Consider the following 20,668-nt stretch of genomic DNA (forward strand, 5'->3'; position numbering starts at 1 on the left):
CCTCCTGGGACCGCCGGGGCGGGGCCGCCCGCGCCCCGCCCGTCCGGGCCCCGCCCCCGCGCGCCCCGGGACGCTCAGTCGTCGGCGATTTGCAGGGCCAGCACGAAGTGCCTCCCGTCCGTCGCCGCGAGGAGGCTGTCGAACAGCGGGGTGAGTCCGTTGACCGCGCCGCACGACGCGTCGTGGTTGGTCCACCAGTCGGTTCCGGGGCCGAGGAGGGACACCACCCGCCGCGCCGTGCGCCCGGCGGTCTCCGCGGGCAGATGCCGGTGGTCCGGCCAGAGCAGGTCCACGGCCGCGACCCGGGCCAGGAAGTCGGCCGCCTCGCCCGCCGCCAGTGGTTCCAGGGCCGCGCGGATCTCGGCGACGGACGGCGGGACGTACCCGCGCAGGAAGCGCCGCCAGGACTCGTCCGCCGCGACCACGGCCAACTGCGCGCGGATCCGGGCCGCCAGCTGCGGCAGACCCGGTTCCGGCTCGGCGAAGCGTCCGGCCGCCACGTACACCCGTGCCGGAGTGCACAGCTGCGCCATGGCTGCTTCCAGGTCGGCCAGGATTCCCGCGGACGTCACACCGGCATTCTGCCGCAGGGCAGGTGAAGATCTCGTCGACGAACGTCCCCACCGGTGCCCCCGCGTGCCACGCTGCGGTACCGGCGCCGACACGGCCGGAGACGACGGGAGCAACGGGAGCGACGCGATGCCACGCAGGGAACGACCGCTGGACGACGACGGCGGTCCGCTGGTGCGACTGGCCGGGGCGCTGCGGGAGTTACGGACCGAGGCGGGCCGGCCGACGTACCGGGAACTGGCCCGGCTGGCCGGGTTCTCCTCCTCGACGCTGTCGGCCGCCGCGGCCGGCCGTCAACTGCCCAGCCTGCCCGTGCTGCTGGCCTTCGTCCGCGCCTGCGGTGCCGAACCCGGGCCGTGGGAGGAGCGCTGGCGCGCCACGGCGGCCGAACTGTGCGGCGAGGACTCCGCCGAAGAAGAGGCGCCGGGCGACCGCCAACAGGCGCCGTACGCCGGGCTCGTCGCCTTCCGCACCGAGGACGCGCCGTGGTTCTTCGGCCGTCGGCGGCAGATCGGGCACCTGACGGAACGGGTGGGCCGCCGCCGGTTCACCGCCGTGGTGGGCGCCTCCGGAGCGGGCAAGTCGTCGCTGCTGCACGCCGGGTTCGTCCCGGCCTGGCGGGCGGAGCATCCCGAGGGGCAGGTGGTGACACTGACACCGGGACCCCACCCGCTGGCAGCCTGCCTGAAGGCACTGCGCGCACAGCGGGCGGCACACCGGAGGGACGCCGGTGCCGGGGACGACGACCCGGTGGGCCGCGCCGCCCTGCGGCTGCTGGGCGACCGGCCCGCGTCGGCCGAACTCCTCCTGGTGGTGGACCAGTTCGAGGAGACCTTCACCCTGTGCGAGGAACCCGAGGAAGCCTCCCGCTTCATCGCGGCCCTGCTGGCGGCGGCGCACACGCCCGGCAGCCGGTGCCGGATCGTGGTGAGCCTGCGCGCCGACTTCTACGCCCACTGCACCGACCACCCCGCGCTGGCCGACGTGATGCGCGAGGACCAGGTGCCAGTCGGCGCCCTCACCACGGAGGAACTGCGGCAGGTCATCTGCGGGCCCGCCGCACGGGCCGGTCTGACCGTCGAATCGGCGCTCCTGGCCGAGCTGGTGGTCCGCGCCCAGGGGCGGTCGGCGGTGCTCCCCCTCCTCTCCCACGCCCTGCGCGAGACCTGGCGGCGGCGCCGCGGCAACGCCCTGACCCTGGCCGGCTTCGAGGCCACCGGCGGCATGGAGGAGGCCCTCGCCCGCACCGCCGAGCAGGCGTACGACGCGCTCGACCCGGCACGGCAGCGCATCGCCCGCGACGTACTGCTGCGCCTGACCGCCTCCGGCGACGGTGCCGAGGACGTCAAACGCCGGGTGGAACGGAGCGAGTTGAAGCTGTGCGGTGGCGACCCGGCCCCGGTCCTCGAACACTTCGCCCGCGCCCGGCTGCTGGTCCTGGATCACGACACCGTGGAGATCGCGCACGAGACCCTGATCCGCCGCTGGCCCCGGCTGCGCGACTGGCTCGCCGAGGACCGCGAGGGACTGCGCGTGCACCGCGAACTGACCGGGGCCGCCCGCCAGTGGGCGGCGGTCGGCCGCGACACCGGCGCCCTGTACCGCGGCGTACGGCTGGACCGGGCCCACGCCTGGGCGGCGGCGCGGGACTCCCGTGCGCTCAGCGGCGACGAGCGGGACTTCCTCGCGGCGAGCCTGCGCGCCCGGAGCCGCGAGCGCGCCGCCGCCCTGCGCGAACGGCGGCGGCTGCGCGGCCTGCTCGCCCTGGTGACCGCCCTGCTGGCCGGGGCCCTGGCCGCCACCGGGATCGCGGTCGGCTCCCGGCAGGAGGCCACCCGCGAGCGCGACCAGGCCCGCTCGCAGCAGATGGCGCAGCAGGCCGGTCAGTTGCGCCGGACCGACCCGGCCCAGGCACTCCGCATGGCGCTCGCCGGGTACCGGACACGGCCCACCGCCGCCGCGCGCGGAGCCCTCCTGAGCATGTACGCCTCCCCGTACGCACGGCAGTTGAAGGGAGACGTACGGGTCGAGGCGGTCGCGTTCGGCCCCCGGCCCACGCAGGCGGACACGCTGGCGACGGGCGACGCGGACGGCGTGCTGCGCGTCTGGGACACCTCCGGGCCGCGCCCCCGCCCCGTGGCCGTCGCACGGGGCCGGACGGCCCTGCGCTCGCTCGCGTTCAGTCCGGACGGCGCCCTGCTGGCCTCGGCGGACGCCCGGGGCGAGGCGACCCTCTGGCTGGTCGGGCCAGGGGGACAGCTCACCCGGCGTGCCGTGCTGACGCCGCGCAGCCCGGCGGGCTTCGACGGCCCCGTCGCGGTGGCCTTCAGCCCGGACAGCCGCCACCTCGCCGTGGCCGGACCCGGGGGCGCCGTCTCCCTGTTCCCGAACACGGTCACGAGCACGGACACACGCGCGAGTACGGACACACGCACGAGTACGCACACGGCCACGGGGGCGGAGACGGGAACGGCCGCGGGCTCGGGCTCGGGCACGGACCGCATCGCCCCCCGGGCCACCCTCGGCGACCAGCGCCGCGGCTACCTCCAGTCGGTCGCCGTCGGCGCCGACGGCCGCTCCGTGGCCGCCACCGGTCCGGGCGGCACCGCCGTATGGCACCTCGACCGGGCCTGGACGCACCCCGACCGCCCGGTACGGCGGCTGCCCGCCGCCGACAGCCTCGCCTTCGCCCCGCACGGCGACCGCCTGGCCACGGCGGAGGCCGACCGCACGGTGCGGATCCGTGACCTGTCCGGCCGCAGGCCACGGACCACGGCGGAGCTGACCGGCCCCACGGACCGGATCCTCGCCCTGACCTTCAGCCCGGACGGCCGCACCCTGGCCGGTGCGGGCGTCGACCCCACGGTCCGGCTCTGGGACGTCGCCGGACCCGTCGACCCGCAGCCCTCCACCGGACCGGGCACCCCCGCCGCGCAGGGCACGCCCGCCGGAGCGGGCACCCCCGTACAGCGCCCGCTCAGCGGCCACACCGGCTACGTCACCTCGATCGCCTTCAGCCGCGACGGCCGTACGCTCGCCACCGGCGGCAACGACCGCACCACCCGCCTGTGGGACCTGCCGGGCCCCGCGCTGGCCGGGCACTCCAGCTCCGTGTACGCCGTGGCGTTCAGCCCGGACGGCCGCACCCTCGCCACCGGCAGCTACGACCGCACCGTCCGCCTCTGGCGCGTCACCGGACGGCACGAACGCTCCGAGGCCGTCCTCGGCGGCCATGACGCCGCGGTCAACTCGGTCGCCTTCGCACCGCACGGCCGTCTGCTGGCCTCCGGCAGTCTCGACCACACCCTGCGGCTGTGGGACGTGGGCGGCCCCCGTCCCCCGCGGCGGCTCGCGCGTGTCGTCGCCGGTCCGGACGCGGTCAACGCCGTGGCGTTCGCCCCGGACGGGCGCCACCTCGCCACCGCGGGCGGCGACCGCACCCTGCGGATCTGGGACATCCGCACCCCCGCCAGGCCCCGGCAGATCGCGGTGCGGACCGCTCACCGGGACGAACTGGAGGCGGTCGCCTTCAGCCCGGACGGCCGTACGCTCGCCACCGGCGGCCGGGACCGGACCGTACGCCTGTGGGACGTCGGCCGCCCGGACCGGCCCCGCCCGCTGGCCGTACTGCGTTGCCACCACGACGCGGTCAAGGCGCTCGCCTACAGTCCGGACGGGCGCACGCTGGCCTCCGGGGGCGACGACCGCCGACTGTGCCTGTGGGACACCGCCCGGTCCGCCGCCCGGCCCCAACTCCTGGCCACCCGCGGGGACTTCCCGGGCGCGGTCAAGGCGCTCGCCTTCACCCCCGGGGGCCGCTTCCTCTACTCGGCCTCCGACGACGCCGTACGGCAGTGGGACGTGCGCGACCCCGGCCGCCCCGCCGAGTGGGCCGGGCTGCGCGGGCACGCCAAGCCGGTCGACGCGCTCGCCGTGAGCCCGGACGGGCGCACCCTGGCCACGGGAAGCGAGGACTGGACGGCGCTGCTGTGGGACACCGACCCGGACCGGGTGGCCCGCCGGGTGTGCCGGACCACCGACCCGGACGACCTCACGGCCGCCGACTGGCACCGCTACCTGCCGGGCCTCACGCCCCGCTCACCGTGCCCGGCCGGGCCCGCGACGCGCTGAACGCCGGGGCTCAGGGCCCGGTGTCACCCGGGTGCGCGCACAGGCCGCCCTGGTAGTTGCTGTCGTACCAGGCGCCCGTGGCGTTCGAGTCCAGCACCGTCTTGCCGGGGCCCACACAGCGGTGGTAGTCGCCGCTGGGCCACATGCGGGTCACCTGGATCCACACGTTCGTACGGGTGTCGCAGTGCTCGTAGAACGGGTGCTCGGTGCCGGGGTTGTTCCAACCGCATCCCGACAGCCGCGCGGTGGACCCGGCGGCGGGTCCGGCCGCCTGGGCGGACGGTGCGACGGCGCACGCCAGTACGGCGGCCAGCGCGGCGGCGGGCAGTGCGAGCAACCGCGCGGAACGCCGGGCCGGCCGGGCGCCCGATGCGCGGGCGGTGCCGCCGGTGCCAGTGGTGTCGGTGGAGCTGCTGATGCGCACGTATGTGTCCTCTCGTTCCATCCGGTACGGGCCTTTCTCCGGTGGCCGGTCGAGCCACCGCAGGCCCGGGACCCGGTCCGGCCGTGAGTACGGCCGGGCCGCCGGCGTCCCGGGGGCCGTGACCAGTCGAGCAGGCGGCCGCGTTGACCGACAGTGCCGCCCCGATACCGATCAACCCGCCGCGTTGTCCGGCTTCGCGGCCGACGGCCGGGCAACGGCCGTGTCCCGGGCCGCGGTTGTTTTCCGCCGTCCTCCGGGCAACGCTTGCCGTGCTGCCGCTGGTCATCGGTACGATGGCGGCTGATGCCGAAAAGCCGCCAGTCGCCGGTGCCGTCGCCGCTGCCGCCGCCCACGCTGCCCACCGAACTCCAGGGGAAGCTCAGCGGAGCGGGGTGGATGCCGCACGGCCACTCCCTGGCCGCCCACTCCCACACCACGGGCCAGCTCGTCTACGCGGCCGCCGGAGCGCTCGCCACCACGACGGAGCGCGGCACCTGGGTCGCCCCGGCCAACCGGGTCACCTGGACACCGCCCGGCTTCGTCCACTCGCACCGCTTCTACGGCCGCACCCACGTGCGCCTGCTCACCGTCCCCGTCGAGCTGTGCGGTGAACTCCTGTCGTATCCCAGCGTGTTCGCAGTCAGCCCGCTGCTGAGAGAAGCCGTGCTCGCCCTGACCGAGGACCGGCCCGAGAACCGTCCCGGCGCCCGCGGACGGCTGCTCGCCGTGGTCATCGACGAACTGACCGACACCCCCGAACTCTCCCTGCACCTGCCCGAACCGGCCGACGACCGGCTGCGCGCCGTCACCGACCTGCTGCACGCCGACCCCGCCCGGCCCGCGACCCTGGCCGAGCTCGGACGCGTCGCGGGAGCCGGCGAGCGCACACTGAGCCGCCTGTTCCGCACCCAGCTCGGGATGAGCTTCCACCGGTGGCGCACCATCCTGCGCATCCACCACGCCCTGGCCCACCTGACGGACGGCATGTCGGTCACCGACACGGCGATGGCGTGCGGCTGGTCCAACCCGTCCAGCTTCATCGACGCCTTCAACGACGTCGTCGGCCAGACCCCGGGCAGCTACCGCGCTGACCTGCGCGACAGCCTGACATCGCCGTAGCGGCCGCGCCGACGGAGCCAGGGACGCAGTCGGCACAAGCCCTCACACGCTCGGCGCGCGCCATGTTGGCGGCTTTCCGGTACGCCGTGTCCGGTCACCGGTTGGCCGGGACCGCGGGCGGTTCCACAGTGGGATCAGCACGCCGCGCCGCCCGGGTGGCACGACCACCCGCACTCCGGCGCGTGCGACCCCCCGACCTGCGAGGAGCTCGAAGACCCATGACCCAGACCGGCAACGACACGACCGTGGTGATCGTAGGAGGCGGAGTCGCCGGACTCGCGCTCGGCACCTTCCTCGTGAGGAAGGGGATCGACTGCGTCGTCCTGGAGAAGAACAGCCGTGAGTACGTGGAACAGCGGCAGCGGGCCGGCTCCCTCGACGCCTACGGGGTACGCGTGCTGGACGAGTGGGGAGTGGGCGAGGCCGTCCAGGGCCACCGCCACGACGGCTCCACCGCGGGCATGCCGCTGCTGATCGACGGCGAGCTGCGGCAGTGGCGGCGCGGCGGTCACGGTGAAGAGGAGGGCACCGGCGGGGTGTTCTGCCCGCAGCAGATCCTCGTCCGCAACCTCATCAGGATCTTCCTGCGCGACGGCGGCGACCTCCGCTTCGAGGCCGCCGACGTCTCGCTGCACGACATCGAGACCGACCGGCCGCTGGTCCGCTACCGGGACGTCCACGGCACGCCGCGGACCGTCAGGTGCGACGTCGTCGCGGGCGGCGACGGCTACCAGGGGGTCAGCAGGACGGCTTTCCCCGACGACGTCCTCACCTGCCGCACCCATGAGTTCGGCTACGCCTGGCTCAGCGTGATGGCGGCGGTCCCGGCGGATCCCCTGTCCGTGCTGGCCGTGCACTCCCGCGGCTTCGCCGCGAAGATCACCCGTGGCCCGGACCGGAGCCGCATCTACCTCCAGTGCCCGCTGACCGACACCGTCGGGCAGTGGCCGGACGAGCGCATCTGGAGCGAGCTGGAGGCACGCTTCGGCGGCCCGGTGGAACCCCGGGGCCGGATCATCAGCAAGCAGGTCGTCCCGCTGCGCGGCGTGGTGTTCAGCCCCATGAGCCACGGCCGGCTCCACCTCCTCGGGGACGCGGCCCACCTCATCCCGCCCATGAGCGCGGAGGGCATGAGCCTCGCCGTCCACGACGCCGACGTGCTCGCCCGCGCGATCGTCCGGCAGGTGGAGAAGCAGGACTCCACCCTGCTGGACGGCTACTCCGACACCTGTCTGCACCACACCTGGGAGCGCCAGGCCGCCGCGGTCGCCCTCACCGACCTGATGCACGACTCCGGCGACGCCGCCTACACGGGGGAGTTCCGCAGGCAGATCGCCCGGAAGAACCTGGAGGCGATGCTGGAGCCGGTACCGGCACCGGAGGTGAACGTGTAGACGGTCAGGGGGTGTTGACAGCCTTCGCCCCGGACATGCCGCAGAGGAGGAGCCGGAGGATCTGCTGGAGTTCCTCGGCCAGCAACTCGGTCGCCTCCGAGGACCTGTTGGCCCAGCGGTAGAGGGCTCCGAGGTAGACGTCACGCTGGAAGTAGTTGAAGAAGGTGCCGCGTGCCACGTCGGCCCGTTCCGCGATCTCGTCGATGGACGTGTGGTCGCACCCCTTCGGCGACGTCACGCGGACGCACAACCAGCAGCTTGCCTTTCGGAACGGACCGGCCGCCATCACCACCGGGTGCAGCAAGCTGTGGTGCAGCTTGCTGCACACTCGCCGCCGCACCCGCCCGCCGCACACCTGTGCCGCACCAGGGCACGGCTGTGTCACCGGCGCGGCGCGGTGTACGGGGTGCGCAGGCGCACGAGAACAGCGTCGGTCGAGAACGGGTCGGGCCGTGCCGGGCTCGGCGAACGGCATCCGCCGTTCCCGCCCGCGCGCGCCCCTCCGCTACCCGCCCGCCGCCCCTCACCGGCGCGGCAGCAGCGCGGCGGCGCCCAGCGCGTTGGCCACCAGCAGGGCGGCCGCGATCAACAGGCTCTCCCGCATGCCTGGCACGAAGTCCCCCGACAGGAGCGCGCCGAAGACGGCGATGCTGAGAGCTCCCCCCGTCTGGCGGCTGGTGTTGAGGAGTGCCGCGGCCGTGCCCGCCCGCTCCGCGGCGACGCTTTCGAGCATCAGGGAGGTCAGCGCCGGCATGGCGAGGGCACCGCCGATGCCCAGGGGGACCATCGCCAGCGCGATCAGCCACCACGGCGTCCCGGCCCCGGCGGCGGCCAGCGCACAGCAGCCGGCCGTGCCGACCAGCAGCCCCGCGACGACGACCGCCCGCGGGCCGTAACGGGTCACGGCCCGCGGCGAGAGATAGTTGAAGTTCGCGGTGATCACGGCCATCGGCACGAACATCAGGCCGGCCGAGAACGCCGACTGCCCCCGCTGCTCCTGGAAGAACAGACTCAGCACGAACACCCCGCCGTAGAAAGCGGCGTTGCAGGCGAATCCCGCGACGACCGGCACGGTGACACCGCGCTGCCGGAACATCCCCAGCGGCAGCATGGGAGCCCGCCGCCGGGCCTCGACGGCCACGAACGCCGCCGCCGCGGCCACCGCCGTACCGACCGCGGCCAGCACCATGGGGGTGAGCCCGTGGTGCCCGCCCTCGATCACGGCGAAGGTCAGAGCGACCAGCGTCAGCACCGCGGTCAGCTGCCCCGGCACATCGAACCTGGCGGAGTGGCGCGGGGAGGGAGCCGCCCGCAGCAGCGTCAGCAGACCGGCCGCTCCGGCGGGCACGTTCAGGAAGAACACCGCGCGCCAGCTCCCCTGCGTGGTGAGCAGCCCGCCCAGGACGGGACCCGCCGCGATGGCGACCGCCCCGCCCACCGTCCACAGGGCGATGCCGCGCGCCCGCGCCTCCGGGTCGGGGAAGGCCTGCCGGATCAGTGCCAGCGAGGTGGGCACCATGACCGCGGCCGCGCTCCCCTGCACCACGCGCGCCGCGGTCAGCGCGCCGAGAGTCGGTGCCGCCCCGCAGACCAGCGAGGCGAGGGTGAAGACGGCGAGCCCCCACCCGTAGGCGCGTCGCGCTCCGATCGCGTCCGAGAGGGCGCCGGCGGAGAGCATCAGCGCCGCGAACATCAGCGTGTAACTGTCGGCGACCCATTGCAGGCCCGACAGGGAACCGCCGAGGTCGTCTCCCACCGCGGGGAGCGCCACGTTGACGCCGGAGACGTCGAGCGTGATCACGAAGAAGCCGAGGACCGAGGCGGCCAGCGCCGCGGTGGCGGATCCGGCCGGTCCCGGCCCGCTCCGGGCGCCGGCTCCCTCAGTCCGTGCGGTGTCTGCCCCGGATCGTGTGACGCTCATCGTGGACTGCTCCTCACTGTGCCGTCCCCGCTGGATCAGGAGGCCGGCGTCGAGAACGGAAGGACGGAAGGAAGGGCCGAAGGGCGGGAAGGACCGGGGAGCCGGACTCCAGCGTGCCCGCTGGGCGCGGCTCCCGGCAGACCGCGTTGTGCGGGGGAGCGGTGTTCCTGGCCGTGACACGGCCCCCCTCCCACGGCACGCTTTGCGACAATGGGGGAATGAGCGAAGGCACGGAATTAGGACGCTTTCTGCGCGCTCGGCGCGGCCGCATCCGTCCGCAGGACGTGGGGCTGCCGGCCGGTACCGGCATCCGCCGCACTCCCGGGCTGCGCCGCGAGGAGCTGGCCACGCTGGCGGGTGTCAGCGTCGACTACTACACACGACTGGAGCGCGGCCGCGAGACACGGCCCTCGCCCGCCGTCGTCACCGCGCTCGGTGAGGCACTGCGGCTGTCCGGCGACGCCCTTCAGCGCCTGCACGAGCTGGTGGCGCTCGCCGCGGGGCAGGCCCCGGCTCCGTCCCCCGACCCGGCGCACACCGTGCGGGAATGGGTCCGCTTCCTGCTGGAGACGCTGCGTCCGGCACCGGCGTACGTCGTCAGCCGCGTCAACAGCCTGCTGGCCGCCAACCGCCCCGGTCTGCGGCTCTTTCCCGGCATCACGGACTGGCCGGCGGAGCGCCGCAACATCACCCGATACATGTTCCTGCATCCCATGGGCCGCCGCCTGTACCGCGACTGGGAGCAGATGGCGGCCCACAGCGCCGCGCACCTGCGGGCGATGGCGGGCGCCGACCCGGACATGCCGGAACTGTCCCAGCTCGTCGGCGAACTCGTGGTGAAGAGCCCGGAGTTCGCGCGCCTGTGGGAACGGTACGACGTTCAGGCCCGAAGCGGTGGCGAGAAGCACTTCGAGCACCCGGACGTCGGTTCGATGTGCCTGCACTTCGAGGTGATGGCCATCTTCCGTACGGACGGCCAGCGCCCCGTCACCTACCAGGCGGCCCCCGGCACCCCGGACCACGACGCCATGCTGCTGCTGGACATGGCCAGTCCCTGGGCGGCCGCACGCTCCGAGCGCACCGGGGGATGACGCGGACCACCGGCGCCGAACGGCCGTCACCGGTCCAGGACGATGTGGTACGTCTCCCGCGGCGTCTGGATATCGTTGCAGGTCAGCTCGCCGGTGGCCCCCCGGTAGGCGCCGGTTCCGCCGGTGACGGCCATCCGTACCGTGTCGGTGCCCTTGACCCACAGCGACTGCGCGGTGAGCTGTCCCTCCGGCAACCGCACCGACAGGACGCAGTTGGTGGTGATCTGCGCACCGGCCAGCTTGGCCACCTGGCAGGAACTGCCGTCCTCACCGACCCGCCTGCCGTCGCGGAAGAGCGTGTCGGAGTAGACGAACTCGTCTCCGACGCTCAGCCCCGGGGCCCCGACGTCGCTCTGCACGACTCCGTCGTTGCCGATGGCCAGGTCGACGATCCGTTCGGACCCGGCCCGCGCCGGGACCGTGAGCGCCAAGGAGGCTCCCACGGCCAGCACCACCGTGCCGATGGTGCCGGACAGGACGAACTTCTTCTCGGTCATGCGAACTCCTCGGTCGCGTACCGCTCCGTCGCGGTGCTTCGGTCGTCCCGGACCGGGCCGTCGTCGGCGAACCCCGCGGCACGCCGCAGGTCCCCCGTCTCGATCAGGCGGCACACCGCCGCGATGTCGCGGTCCAGCCCGCGGTCGTGGGACACGAAGGCGCTGTGCTCCCTGATCAGGGCGTGCACCGCCCGGAGCGCCGGGGCGGCGCGCTCGACACCGCGCAGCTCGACGGCCTGGGCCAGGGCGAGCAGATGGATGGCCGCCACCTCGCGGACCAGGCCGTTGACGGTGCGCGCGTCACGGGCGGCGATGGTGCCCATGCTGACGATGTCCTGGTTGTGCGACTCGGTGGAGCGCGAGAACACCGACGCCGGGCCCGTCTGCTTGAGCGCTTCGGCGGTGATCGCCGAGGCCGCGATCTGCATGCCCTTGAACCCGTGGTGCAGACCGGCCTCGGCCACCGGGACGATGTCCGACGGCAGCGGGATCAGTACGCGGTGACCGCCGCCGGCCAGCATCGTGCGCCATGCCTCGGCGACGGAGACGGTGTTGGCGATCATGCCGCGGGCCGTGCGGGGAGTCGGCGTGGGGACCCCTGTCGTGCCCGTGGTCTGGTAGTACTTCAGCGCCGCGTCGACCGGTACCCGCAGGTACGTCAGGGGCCGGGCCTTGAGTCCTCCTTGGAGGTGGCGGGCAGGTCCAGGAACGCCCGCGTCGAGAACGGGCCGAGCGAGGCGTACGCGGACGTCTGCTGCGCGCGGTGCCAGACCTCGGTCAGCTTCGATGTGCAGTAGACGTCGTCGAAGGGGGACGTGCGGTGGCGGGGCGGGAGGGGAGCGGTCACCTCCCGTTGTATCCGCTCCATGAACGCGAGGCCGCTCCTGGAGTTGATCTTCATGTCTCGCTCCTCTTCTCGTCGGCGTCGGCGTCGGCGTCGGCGTCGGCGTCGGCCACACCTTTGGCGCGCATCAGGAACTGTCCGAGGAACCCGTCGTGCGGCACGCCGGGCGGCTCCTGTCCCGTCCAGGGCGTCCGGCGAGCACCCGCATCACCGTGCCCGACACGCGAGGCGGCCCGCCACCCGTGCGGTGTGCAACAAGCTGTTGTGCACCTAGCTGCACGTCGGCCGCCCCCGAGCAGAGCCCGTCGTCCCCGGGCGCGTCATCATGAAGACCCCGTCCGTACCCGAGGAAAGGCCCCGGCGTGTCCCACCAGAAGGACCCCCAGCGGCAGTTGCTCGGACAGCAGTCCCGGGTGCGCGGGATGATGCTCGGCCTGGCGCTCGGGGACACCCTGGGCGCGGCACGGGGCGAACTGCCCGCCGCGGGCCCGCTGCGGGCCGGGGTCAGCACCCAACTGGCCTGCTTCACCGCGGAGGGCATCATCCGCGCACAGGTCCGCGGCAACCACAAGGGCATCTGCCACGCACCGGGCGTGGTCCTGCACGCCTACTGCCGGTGGGCCTTCCTGCAAGGCGTCGAGACGGCGACGATGCGCCGCCGCTGGGCGAGTCACGGCAGCACGCCGTGGCCGGACGGCTGGCTCGCCGCCGTACCCGCGCTGGCCGAGCGGCGCGGCAGCGCACCGGCCACGGTGGCGGCCCTGTCCCGGATCGAGGACGGCTACGAGCGGATGGCGACCGGGAGCAGGGGCTCCCACGCACTGACCCGGGGCCTGCCGATCGCGGTCACCGGACTCGGCGGCATCGCCCAGTCCGCCGCGGTCGCCGCCCTCACGCACGGCGACGCCGCCGCCCAGTCCGCCACCGTCCACGCGGCGGTCCTCGCCCACCACTGCCTGACCCGCCCGGCGGCGGCGCCCGGCCCGCCCTCCGGGTCCGGCGCCCCGGCCGGGCCCGCGCTGCACGCGGGTGTCGCGGCCCTGCCGTCCGCGGGCCGGCCGGTCACCGCCGACGAGCACGACCGGCTCGTCACGGTACTGCGGTACGCGCAGGAGCACCCCGCCGACCGGACCCGGCTGGCCCGCCTCGCCCCGGACGCCACCGCGCCCTCGGCCCTGCTCGGCGGCCTCTACGCCGCGGCCTCCTTCCCCGGGCGTACGGCGGTCCGCGCCGCCCTGGAGTTCGCCGCGGGCGCCCCGGACGGCGCCTCCGTCGCCTGTCTCACCGGCGCGCTGCTCGGCGCCGCCCACGGGGCCGAGGCGCTCCCCGCCGGCCTGGTCGCCCGCCACGAACTGGCCTGGGTCCTCGACACCCTGGCCCGCGACCTGGTCACGGAACTCGACGACTCGCCCAGCGGCAGCGAGTACGTCCCGGGCTGGGACCCGCACTGGTGGGACCGCTACCCCGGCTGGTGACGCCCCGGCCCGCGGGCGCGCACCCGGCCCGGATCCGGTGTCGAAGACGGATCCGCGGGCATCGGGGATCCATGGACGCAGGGTCAGTGATGTCGTACGGACAGGGGAAGGCCCGTCGCGCCGCCCGCAGCAGAGCGGTGGCTGGCGCGGCACGGGCGGGGTTCGCGGCCCGCGGGCTGATCTACGTACTCGTGGGTGTGATCGCGCTGGAGATCGCCTTCGACCGCGGCGGCGGCGGGCGGCAGGCCGATCGCGGGGGCGCCCTCGGCGAACTGGCCGACAGCCCCTTCGGATCGGTCACGCTGTGGATCGTCGGCACCGCACTCGCCGGGATGGCGCTGTGGCGCCTGTCGGAGGCGGCGGTCGGCGGTCCGGGCCCGGACGGCGCGAAGCCGTCCCGGCGGGCCATGGCGGCGGCCCGCTGCGCCTTCTACGTCTTCGTCTCCTTCTCCGTGCTCTCCTACGCGGCCGGTGACCGGGGGAGCGGCAGTGGGTCCTCCGACCGGCAGACGGACGACGTGACCGCCACGGCGCTGTCCTGGCCGGCCGGCCGGTGGATCGTCGGTGCCGCGGGGGTCGCCGTGGTGATCGCCGGTCTGTGGATGTCGGTCCGGGCCGCGCGGAAGACGTTCCGGCGGCGTCTGCGCACCGAGGACATGTCCCGCCGCGCCCGCCGGTGCACCGATCTCCTCGGTGTCGCGGGCGGGACCGCCCGCGGCGTCGTCTTCGCCTCCGCCGGGGTGTTCGCCCTCGTGGCGGCCGTCCGGCAACAGCCCGGAAAGGCCAAGGGGATGGACGACACCCTGCGCTCCTTCAGGGACCTCCCCGCCGGACCGTGGGTGCTCGCCCTGATCGCCCTCGGGCTGGCCGGGTTCGGCGCCTTCTCGTGGTGCCACGCCCGCTGGCGGCGCCTGTGACCCGCCCGCGGGGTCTCCGGCGGGGCCCCCGGTCGTGGGACGCCCCCCGGCACCCGGCGATCCCGGTCACCGGGTCACCGGACACCGGGGCCCCGGTCACCGGGCGCCGAGGGTTCAGCCCGGAAGGGAGGCGAGCCAGGTGGTCAGCAGGCGGTTGACCTCCTCGGGACGTTCCTGCTGGATCCAGTGCCCGCAGCCGTCGAGGAGGTGGGCGGCGGCCAGGTTCGGGAGGGTGACCGGATAGGCGTCGATGGCGTCGGCCATCCAGGTCGTGGAGGCGTCCAGGTTGCCGCCGACGAACAGCGAGGGCTGCTGGATCGGGGCACCTTCGTAGGGGGCCAGGTCCTCCCAGTCGCGGTCCATGTTGCGGTAGCGGTTGAGCGCCCCGGTCAGTCCCGTACGCTCGAACTCACCCGCGTACACGTCGAGTTCGTCCTCGGACAGCCAGGCGGGCAGCTTCCCGCCGGGGAAGCGGTCGCGCAGCCGGCCGCCGTCGCGCGTCACGAAGTGCGGGTCGGGCTCGCCCGGCGCGGGCATGGTGTCGGCGGACAGCGCGGCGTAGAAGCCCGCGAGCCAGCCCCGGACGTCGGGCTCGATCTCCGCCTCGGCCCGGCCGGGCTCCTGGAAGTACGACACATAGAACTCCTCGTCGCCGCCCATCCGCGTGAAGACGTCGGAGGGGCGCGGCCCGCCGGGCGGCGTGTAGGGGACGCTCAGCAGCCCGACCGCGCGGAACACCCCGGGGTGGACCAGGGCGGAGGCCGCCGCGATCCCGGAACCCCAGTCGTGCCCGACGACCACCGCCTGCTCCTCGCCCAGCGCACGCACCAGGGCGACGTTGTCCTCGACCAGATCGAGCATCCGGTACGCGTCCGTCGCGACCGGCTTGGAGGAGCGGCCGTAACCGCGCACATCCGGGGCGACCGCGCGATATCCCGCCGCCGCGAGGGCCGGAAGCTGGTGGCGCCAGGAGTACCAGCTCTCGGGGAAGCCGTGGAGGAGCAGGACCAGCGGTCCGCTGCCCTGCTCGACCAGGTGCAGACGGCCGGCGGGCCCCTCGACGGTGCGGTGGCGCGGCCCGGCGGACGGTGTCGGCTGGTGCATCGCTTCTCCTCGGTTCACGGTGTGCGCGGTCACCCGACGATCATGCGGCGCCGCGGCCGTCCGGCGCGAGCGACCGTTGCCAGTCTGGCAAACTGGCAGGACAGAGCGGTGGTGAGATGACGGTGGAGACGGTACGAACGGAAGGCGGGCGGGACGACATGACGGACGACGGCACAGCCGGCACACTGGCGGCCCTGGGTCCCCGGCTGCGGACCGCCCGCGAGCGGTGCGGCGCCACACTCACCGGCGTCGGCCGGGCGACCGGTATCGCGCCGAGCACGCTGTCGCGGATCGAGACCGGCCGGCGCAAGCCGACCCTGGAGGTGCTGCTGCGACTGGCGAAGGCGTACGACGCCTCCCTGGACGAACTGACCGGCACCGCACCCGAGACCGCCCCTGCCGCGACGACCGGTCCACGCGCCGCGACGACCGGTCCACGCGCCCCGGCGACCGGTCCACGCGCCCTGGCGACCGACCCACGCACCCCGGCGCCGCCGCCGCGCCCCGGCGACGACAAGGCCGTACTGCCGCTGACCCGCTACGTGGGCGGCCTGCACGCCCACAAACACGTCCTGCCCGCGCCCGGCACACCGCCCACCCGGCCCCGGCAGGTCTCCCACGACGGGTACGAATGGCTGTGCGTCCTCTACGGGCGTCTGTGGCTGGCCCTCGGCGACCAGGATCTCGTGCTGGGCGCGGGGGACGTCGCCGAGTTCGACACCCGCACCGCCCACGGAGTCACGAACGCCGGGACCGGCGGACCGGTCGAGTACCTGATCATGTTCGGCCCCCAGGGAGAACGCCTGCGGCTCCGCACACCACCGGTCCCCGGCCGTACCCGGTAGGAACGGCGAGGCGGCACAGTCCGGGATCAACCGCCCCCGGTACACGGCCAGTTGTGTGACGCCGTCGCCGAATCCGCCTCCCCGGCGCAACACTTCGGCGATCGTTTACCCACCGGCCACCTGGGTAGAGCAGTCCCGTTCGGCCGCCGCCGGAAACCTCGTGGCGCCCTGCCCCCGACGCACTCAGGACGGACTCCGTGACTGCATCGATCGCCCGCCGACGGCGCCGAGTTCTCGCCCTCCTCCTCGTGGCGGGCCCGCTGCTGGCCGGCGGCACCCTGACCGCCCCGGCGCACGCGGCCCCGGCCGACGACATCCGCATCAACGAGGTGGTGACCACCGGCGACGTCGACGACTCGATCGAGCTGTACAACCGGGGCACCGCGGCGGTCGACGTCTCGGGCTGGATCCTCAAGGACGACGACAACGACTCCCGGTACGCGATCCCCTCCGGGACCAAGCTGGCGGCAGGGGCCTTCCGCGCCTTCGACGTCCACGCGAAGTTCGGCCTCGGCTCCAACGACAAGGCCCGGCTGTACCTGGCGGACGGCAAGACCCTGGTCGACAGCTTCTCCTGGAGCAAGCACTCCGCCCCCTCCTGGTCGCGCTGCCCCGACGGCACCGGCCCCTTCAAGGCGGCCGCCCTCACCCTGGGCGCGCCCAACGACTGCGGAGGCGACGGCGGTGGCACCACCCCCGTGGCCTGGCCGGGCGGCAGCACGGTGAAGACCGCGGACGCCGCGAACGTCTTCGGCGAGGACCTCAGCGGCCTCTACCAGGAGGGTGGCGTGCTCTGGGGCGCCCAGAACAGCGGAAGGCTGTGGCGCCTGGTCCGGGACGGCTCCGGCGGCTGGAAGCCCGACACGTCCGCCGGCTGGTCGTCCGGCAAGTCCCTGCGCTTCCCCGGCGGTTCGGGCCGCCCCGACAGCGAGGGCGTCACCCTCACCGGCTCCGGCTCCGCCGGGGGAGTGTTCGTCGCCACCGAGCGCGACGGCGACGCCTCCGGGACCAGCAGGCTGTCCGTGCTCAAGTACGACGTGAGCGGCACGGGCTCCGAGCTGACCGCCGCCAGGGAGTGGAACCTCACCTCCGACCTCCCCGCCGTCGGCTCCAACGCGGGCTTCGAAGGCGTCACGTGGGTGCCGGACGCCTACCTCACCGGCGCCGGGTTCAAGGACGCCTCGACCGGTACGGCGTACGACCCCTCCCGCTACGGCGCGCACAGCGGCGGTGTGTTCTTCGTCGGCGTCGAGGGCACCGGCATGGTTCACGGCTACGTCCTCCAGGACTCCGGCGCCTACCGACGCGTCGCCTCCGTCAGCAGCGGCATGAGCGGCGTCATGGAACTCCAGTGGGAGCCGCAGGCCAAGCGCCTGTGGGTCGTCTGCGACGACACCTGCCACGGCCAGCACCGCACCATGAGCGTCAACGCCTCCGGCGCCTTCGCCACCACCGCCGTCTACAACCGCCCCAGCGGCATGCCCGACTACAACAACGAAGGGTTCGCGCCGGCCGGCGCCGACGAGTGCGTGTCCGGCACCAAGCCGGTCTACTGGGCCGACGACTCCGACGACGACGGCCACGCCCTGCGCAGGGGCACCATCACCTGCTGAAGGCGTACCTGCTGCCCCCGCCGCCCTCTCCGCCCTCTCCGCGCCTGCGTCCCCTCCGTCTCCCGGAACGGCCCCGGAACGGGGCGAAGCTCCAGCTCATCGCCGCCCCAGGCCAACTTCTCGGACACGCGGCGAAGTTGACCTCGCCGCGCACAGGCATGACCCGGCCGGTACGGGCAACCAGAAAGGTACCGAAGGAGTAAAGGAAACCAACCGCCACAGACTGGGAGATAACGATGTCGTCCTACAGCCATCGAACGAGCGCGCGGAAGCCGAGCCGGACGAGCGGGCTGGCGATCGCGGGGCTGGTCTGCGGCATAGTCGGCCTGTTCTTCCTCCCGATCATCCTCGGCCCGCTGGCGATCGTCTTCGGTGCCGTCGCGCTGAAGCAGACCGGCTCCACGATGGCCAAGTGGGACATCGGCCTCGGCGTGGCCGACATCGTGCTCATGATCGTGATGTTCGCCGTCGCGGCCCACAACGGTGGCAGCCTGACCTGGAACATCGGCTGATCCACTCCCCTCGGGCGCCGAAGCGGGAAAACGCCAGGCATGAGGACCGGCGGGCAAGGAACTCTGTGGAGGAGCAGAGGCTCGTTCCCCTCGGCCGATGAGAGGAGAGGAAGACACGTGTCACACGTCGAAGAGTCCATCGAGGTCAACGTCCCTGTCCGCGACGTCTACGACCAGTGGACGCAGTTCGAGGACTTCCCGCAGTTCATGGACGGTGTCGAGCGCATCGAGCAGCGCACGGACACCCTCACCCACTGGAAGACGAAGATCGGTGGGAGGGAGCGTGAGTTCGACGCCGAGATCACCGAGCAGATCCCCGACGAACGCATCGCCTGGACGTCCATAGGCGGCGACGCGAAGCAGGCCGGCGTCGTCACCTTCCACCGTCTCGACGACGGCACCACCAAGGTCATGCTGCAACTCGACTACGACCCCGAGGGCCTGGCCGAGACGATCGGCGACAAGCTCGGGTTCGTCAAGCGGCAGGCCACGGGCGACCTGAAGCGGTTCAAGGGGTTCATCGAGGACCGTGGCGGCACCGCGACGGGCGCCTGGCGCGGCGGTGTGTAGGTACGCGGACCACGCCACGCACCACCCGCCACGCACCACTCGCCATCGTGCCCGGTCCGGCTCCGGTCCGGGCACGATGGGCCCGACGACGCGTTCTGGTCCGTCCTCACCGCCCGCCACGGAGGCGGCGGGGCGTCGCCTCCCCGAAGCCCCCGAAGCCCCCGAAGCCCCGCCGCCCGCCCGGCTCAGCGGGGCTCGCCGAACCAGTGGCCGAGCGCCGGTACCGGATCGCCCGCTCCGGCCCAGCAGACGTAGCCGTCCGGCCGGACGAGCATCGGCTCGGCGGCGACGCCCTGACCCACCCGGTCCACCCGGTCCGACCAGGGCGCGGCGGTCCGGGCGAACGCGCCGGCCGGGTCCAGCAGGACGCCGTGCCCGGACCGCAGCAGTTCGTGCACCCGGGCCGGGCCGAGGTCCAGGTCCGGAGCGGGACGGCCGACGAGCGGGTGGTCCTCGGTGCCCGGCATCGGGTAGCGGACGGCCATGCCGGACATCAGACCGGCGAGCCGGTGCCGGACCTCCGGGAGCCCGGTCAGGTCCGTGAAGATCTCCCGGGCGGCCAGCACCTCGGGGTCGCGGGTGCCGGCCCAGTCCATCAGCAGGCTCTGCGCCCGGACGTTGCGCAGGACGGCGGCCCCGGCCGCATGCCGTTCCGCGTGATACGTGTCGAGCAGATCCTTCGGTGCCCAGCCCTGCACGGCGGCGCCGAGCTTCCAGCCCAGGTTGAAAGCGTCCTGCATCCCGGTGTTCATACCCTGCGCGCCGAGCGGCAGATGGACATGGGCGGCGTCGCCCGCCAGGAACACCCGCCCGTGCCGGTACTCCGCGACCTGCCGCGACGCGTTGGTGATACGGCGGGCGTAGCGCAGTCCGAGCAGACGCACCCGTGTCCCGAACACGGTGTCCAGGCCGCGCCGCACCTCCTCCTCGGTGACCGGGACCTCCCTCGGCAGTGAGTGGTCCGGCCCGCCGAGGACCAGGCGGCGCAGCGGCCTGCCCTGCGGATCGGTGCCGAGCGGGAACAGCGCCGCCCAGTGCCCGTCCTCGTTCCAGGTGTGCGACAGGACCGCGTCGGCGCCGCCCAGCCGCGCATCGGCGGCCACGACCGTCGACGTACCGGCCTGGCCGGGGAACGCGGCCCCCAGCAGGGACCGTACGGTGCTGTGGGCCCCGTCGGCGGCGACGAGGTAGCGGCAGCGCAGCACGGTGCCGTCGGCGAAGGCCGCGGTGACTCCGTCGCCGTCCTGGGCGAGCCCGGCCAGCTCGTGGTTCCGCCGGGCGCGCAGGCCGCGCGCGGCGAGGTGCTCCTCGAAGAAGCCCTCGATCACCACCTGCGGCACGGACCGCCACGGCAGCGGGTGCTCGTCGGATCCGAGCGGGAGGGGGATACCGGCGAAGTGACCGTTGCCGACGGGGTGTTCTCCGGTGGCGAGCAGCGGCTCCAGCAGCCCGCGCTGGTCGAGCGCCTCCAGCGTGCGCGGCTGCACGCCGCCCGCCCTGGACAGATCGCTGCGCTGCGGCAGCCTGTCGGCGAGCACGGTCGAAACCCCCGCCAGCAGCAGCTCGTTGGCCAGTGTCAATCCGGTCGGTCCTGCGCCGACGACGAGCACATCGGTGTCCATGGATTCTCCCGTTGCCGTG

Annotated in this window: 19 protein-coding genes; 10 read left to right on the top strand and 9 right to left on the bottom strand. The window is 74.0% G+C overall.

Annotated features, from left to right (window positions below):
* Positions 1-74: 74 nt before the first annotated feature.
* Positions 75-572 carry a hypothetical protein gene (locus tag B086_RS0115320; protein ID WP_037873524.1) on the bottom strand — a complete coding sequence of 166 codons (498 nt, stop codon included), beginning with the start codon at positions 570-572 and terminating at the stop codon, positions 75-77.
* Positions 573-699: 127 nt separating this feature from the next.
* On the opposite strand from B086_RS0115320, the gene B086_RS0115325 reads away from it, so the two are divergent.
* Positions 700-4,701: a WD40 repeat domain-containing protein gene (locus tag B086_RS0115325; RefSeq protein ID WP_018567298.1), complete on the top strand. Its 4,002-nt coding sequence runs from the start codon at positions 700-702 to the stop codon at positions 4,699-4,701.
* A gap of 10 nt (positions 4,702-4,711) precedes the next feature.
* Here B086_RS0115325 and B086_RS44990 read toward each other — a convergent pair whose 3' ends face one another.
* Entirely contained in the window at positions 4,712-5,125 is a 414-nt protein-coding gene (locus tag B086_RS44990) for a DUF6355 family natural product biosynthesis protein (RefSeq protein ID WP_018567299.1), read from the bottom strand.
* Positions 5,126-5,428: 303 nt separating this feature from the next.
* Here B086_RS44990 and B086_RS0115335 point away from each other — a divergent pair, with 303 nt between their 5' ends.
* Both B086_RS0115335 and B086_RS0115340 read left to right on the top strand, forming a co-directional pair.
* Positions 5,429-6,244, top strand: a complete 816-nt coding sequence (locus tag B086_RS0115335; protein WP_026252455.1) for a helix-turn-helix domain-containing protein — start codon at positions 5,429-5,431, stop codon at positions 6,242-6,244.
* Positions 6,245-6,462: 218 nt separating this feature from the next.
* Positions 6,463-7,638, top strand: coding sequence for a 4-hydroxybenzoate 3-monooxygenase (locus B086_RS0115340; protein WP_018567301.1), 1,176 nt, complete (start codon positions 6,463-6,465; stop codon positions 7,636-7,638).
* 4 nt (positions 7,639-7,642) lie between these two features.
* Here B086_RS0115340 and B086_RS0115345 read toward each other — a convergent pair whose 3' ends face one another.
* Together B086_RS0115345 and B086_RS0115350 are read right to left on the bottom strand one after the other, a co-directional pair.
* Positions 7,643-7,876: a TetR/AcrR family transcriptional regulator gene (locus B086_RS0115345; protein ID WP_234029320.1), complete on the bottom strand. Its 234-nt coding sequence runs from the start codon at positions 7,874-7,876 to the stop codon at positions 7,643-7,645.
* A 285-nt stretch (positions 7,877-8,161) separates the two neighbouring features.
* Positions 8,162-9,559, bottom strand: coding sequence for an MFS transporter (locus B086_RS0115350; protein WP_018567303.1), 1,398 nt, complete (start codon positions 9,557-9,559; stop codon positions 8,162-8,164).
* Between the two features lie 218 nt (positions 9,560-9,777).
* Between B086_RS0115350 and B086_RS0115355 the strand changes: the two genes are divergently transcribed.
* On the top strand, positions 9,778-10,650 hold the full coding sequence (locus tag B086_RS0115355) for a helix-turn-helix transcriptional regulator (RefSeq protein ID WP_026252456.1): 873 nt from the start codon (positions 9,778-9,780) through the stop codon (positions 10,648-10,650).
* 26 nt (positions 10,651-10,676) lie between these two features.
* On the opposite strand, the gene B086_RS0115360 is transcribed toward B086_RS0115355, so the two are convergent.
* From B086_RS0115360 to B086_RS0115370, 3 genes are all read right to left on the bottom strand, one after another.
* Positions 10,677-11,147, bottom strand: a complete 471-nt coding sequence (locus tag B086_RS0115360) for an allene oxide cyclase barrel-like domain-containing protein (protein ID WP_018567305.1) — start codon at positions 11,145-11,147, stop codon at positions 10,677-10,679.
* Entirely contained in the window at positions 11,144-11,710 is a 567-nt protein-coding gene (locus tag B086_RS0115365) for an aromatic amino acid lyase (RefSeq protein WP_018567306.1), read from the bottom strand. Before B086_RS0115365 ends, B086_RS0115360 begins: the two co-directional genes overlap by 4 nt.
* 95 nt (positions 11,711-11,805) lie before the next feature.
* Positions 11,806-12,048 (bottom strand): hypothetical protein, encoded by a 243-nt coding sequence (locus tag B086_RS0115370; protein WP_018567307.1) that lies wholly within the window; start codon positions 12,046-12,048, stop codon positions 11,806-11,808.
* Positions 12,049-12,353: 305 nt separating this feature from the next.
* Between B086_RS0115370 and B086_RS0115380 the strand changes: the two genes are divergently transcribed.
* Both B086_RS0115380 and B086_RS0115385 read left to right on the top strand, forming a co-directional pair.
* Positions 12,354-13,466, top strand: coding sequence for an ADP-ribosylglycohydrolase family protein (locus tag B086_RS0115380; protein WP_018567309.1), 1,113 nt, complete (start codon positions 12,354-12,356; stop codon positions 13,464-13,466).
* A gap of 71 nt (positions 13,467-13,537) precedes the next feature.
* Positions 13,538-14,383 (top strand): DUF1206 domain-containing protein, encoded by an 846-nt coding sequence (locus tag B086_RS0115385; protein WP_078509856.1) that lies wholly within the window; start codon positions 13,538-13,540, stop codon positions 14,381-14,383.
* Between the two features lie 114 nt (positions 14,384-14,497).
* Here B086_RS0115385 and B086_RS0115390 read toward each other — a convergent pair whose 3' ends face one another.
* Positions 14,498-15,487, bottom strand: a complete 990-nt coding sequence (locus B086_RS0115390) for an alpha/beta fold hydrolase (protein ID WP_018567311.1) — start codon at positions 15,485-15,487, stop codon at positions 14,498-14,500.
* 158 nt (positions 15,488-15,645) lie between these two features.
* On the opposite strand from B086_RS0115390, the gene B086_RS0115395 reads away from it, so the two are divergent.
* From B086_RS0115395 to B086_RS0115410, 4 genes are all read left to right on the top strand, one after another.
* Positions 15,646-16,332, top strand: coding sequence for a helix-turn-helix domain-containing protein (locus B086_RS0115395; RefSeq protein WP_018567312.1), 687 nt, complete (start codon positions 15,646-15,648; stop codon positions 16,330-16,332).
* A 197-nt stretch (positions 16,333-16,529) separates the two neighbouring features.
* Positions 16,530-17,945, top strand: coding sequence for a lamin tail domain-containing protein (locus B086_RS0115400; protein ID WP_026252457.1), 1,416 nt, complete (start codon positions 16,530-16,532; stop codon positions 17,943-17,945).
* 236 nt (positions 17,946-18,181) lie between these two features.
* Complete coding sequence (locus B086_RS0115405) at positions 18,182-18,457, top strand: DUF4190 domain-containing protein (RefSeq protein ID WP_018567314.1); 276 nt, start codon at positions 18,182-18,184, stop codon at positions 18,455-18,457.
* A gap of 117 nt (positions 18,458-18,574) precedes the next feature.
* Positions 18,575-19,027 carry an SRPBCC family protein gene (locus B086_RS0115410; RefSeq protein WP_018567315.1) on the top strand — a complete coding sequence of 151 codons (453 nt, stop codon included), beginning with the start codon at positions 18,575-18,577 and terminating at the stop codon, positions 19,025-19,027.
* A 185-nt stretch (positions 19,028-19,212) separates the two neighbouring features.
* Here B086_RS0115410 and B086_RS0115415 read toward each other — a convergent pair whose 3' ends face one another.
* Positions 19,213-20,649, bottom strand: a complete 1,437-nt coding sequence (locus tag B086_RS0115415) for an FAD-dependent monooxygenase (protein WP_018567316.1) — start codon at positions 20,647-20,649, stop codon at positions 19,213-19,215.
* Positions 20,650-20,668: the final 19 nt, after the last annotated feature.

Source organism: Streptomyces sp. PsTaAH-124 (assembly GCF_000373685.1).
Classification (GTDB): domain Bacteria; phylum Actinomycetota; class Actinomycetes; order Streptomycetales; family Streptomycetaceae; genus Streptomyces; species Streptomyces andamanensis.

Excerpts from the sequence above, each read along its gene's own strand:
- B086_RS0115325 (WP_018567298.1), top strand. The coding sequence starts at position 700 with ATGCCACGCAGGGAACGACCGCTGGACGACGACGGCGGTCCGCTGGTG.
- B086_RS0115335 (WP_026252455.1), top strand. The coding sequence starts at position 5,429 with ATGCCGAAAAGCCGCCAGTCGCCGGTGCCGTCGCCGCTGCCGCCGCCC.
- B086_RS0115340 (WP_018567301.1), top strand. The coding sequence starts at position 6,463 with ATGACCCAGACCGGCAACGACACGACCGTGGTGATCGTAGGAGGCGGA.
- B086_RS0115350 (WP_018567303.1), bottom strand. The coding sequence starts at position 9,559 with ATGAGCGTCACACGATCCGGGGCAGACACCGCACGGACTGAGGGAGCC.
- B086_RS0115355 (WP_026252456.1), top strand. The coding sequence starts at position 9,778 with ATGAGCGAAGGCACGGAATTAGGACGCTTTCTGCGCGCTCGGCGCGGC.
- B086_RS0115360 (WP_018567305.1), bottom strand. The coding sequence starts at position 11,147 with ATGACCGAGAAGAAGTTCGTCCTGTCCGGCACCATCGGCACGGTGGTG.
- B086_RS0115365 (WP_018567306.1), bottom strand. The coding sequence starts at position 11,710 with ATGATCGCCAACACCGTCTCCGTCGCCGAGGCATGGCGCACGATGCTG.
- B086_RS0115370 (WP_018567307.1), bottom strand. The coding sequence starts at position 12,048 with ATGAAGATCAACTCCAGGAGCGGCCTCGCGTTCATGGAGCGGATACAA.
- B086_RS0115385 (WP_078509856.1), top strand. The coding sequence starts at position 13,538 with ATGGACGCAGGGTCAGTGATGTCGTACGGACAGGGGAAGGCCCGTCGC.
- B086_RS0115390 (WP_018567311.1), bottom strand. The coding sequence starts at position 15,487 with ATGCACCAGCCGACACCGTCCGCCGGGCCGCGCCACCGCACCGTCGAG.
- B086_RS0115395 (WP_018567312.1), top strand. The coding sequence starts at position 15,646 with ATGACGGACGACGGCACAGCCGGCACACTGGCGGCCCTGGGTCCCCGG.
- B086_RS0115405 (WP_018567314.1), top strand. The coding sequence starts at position 18,182 with ATGTCGTCCTACAGCCATCGAACGAGCGCGCGGAAGCCGAGCCGGACG.
- B086_RS0115415 (WP_018567316.1), bottom strand. The coding sequence starts at position 20,649 with ATGGACACCGATGTGCTCGTCGTCGGCGCAGGACCGACCGGATTGACA.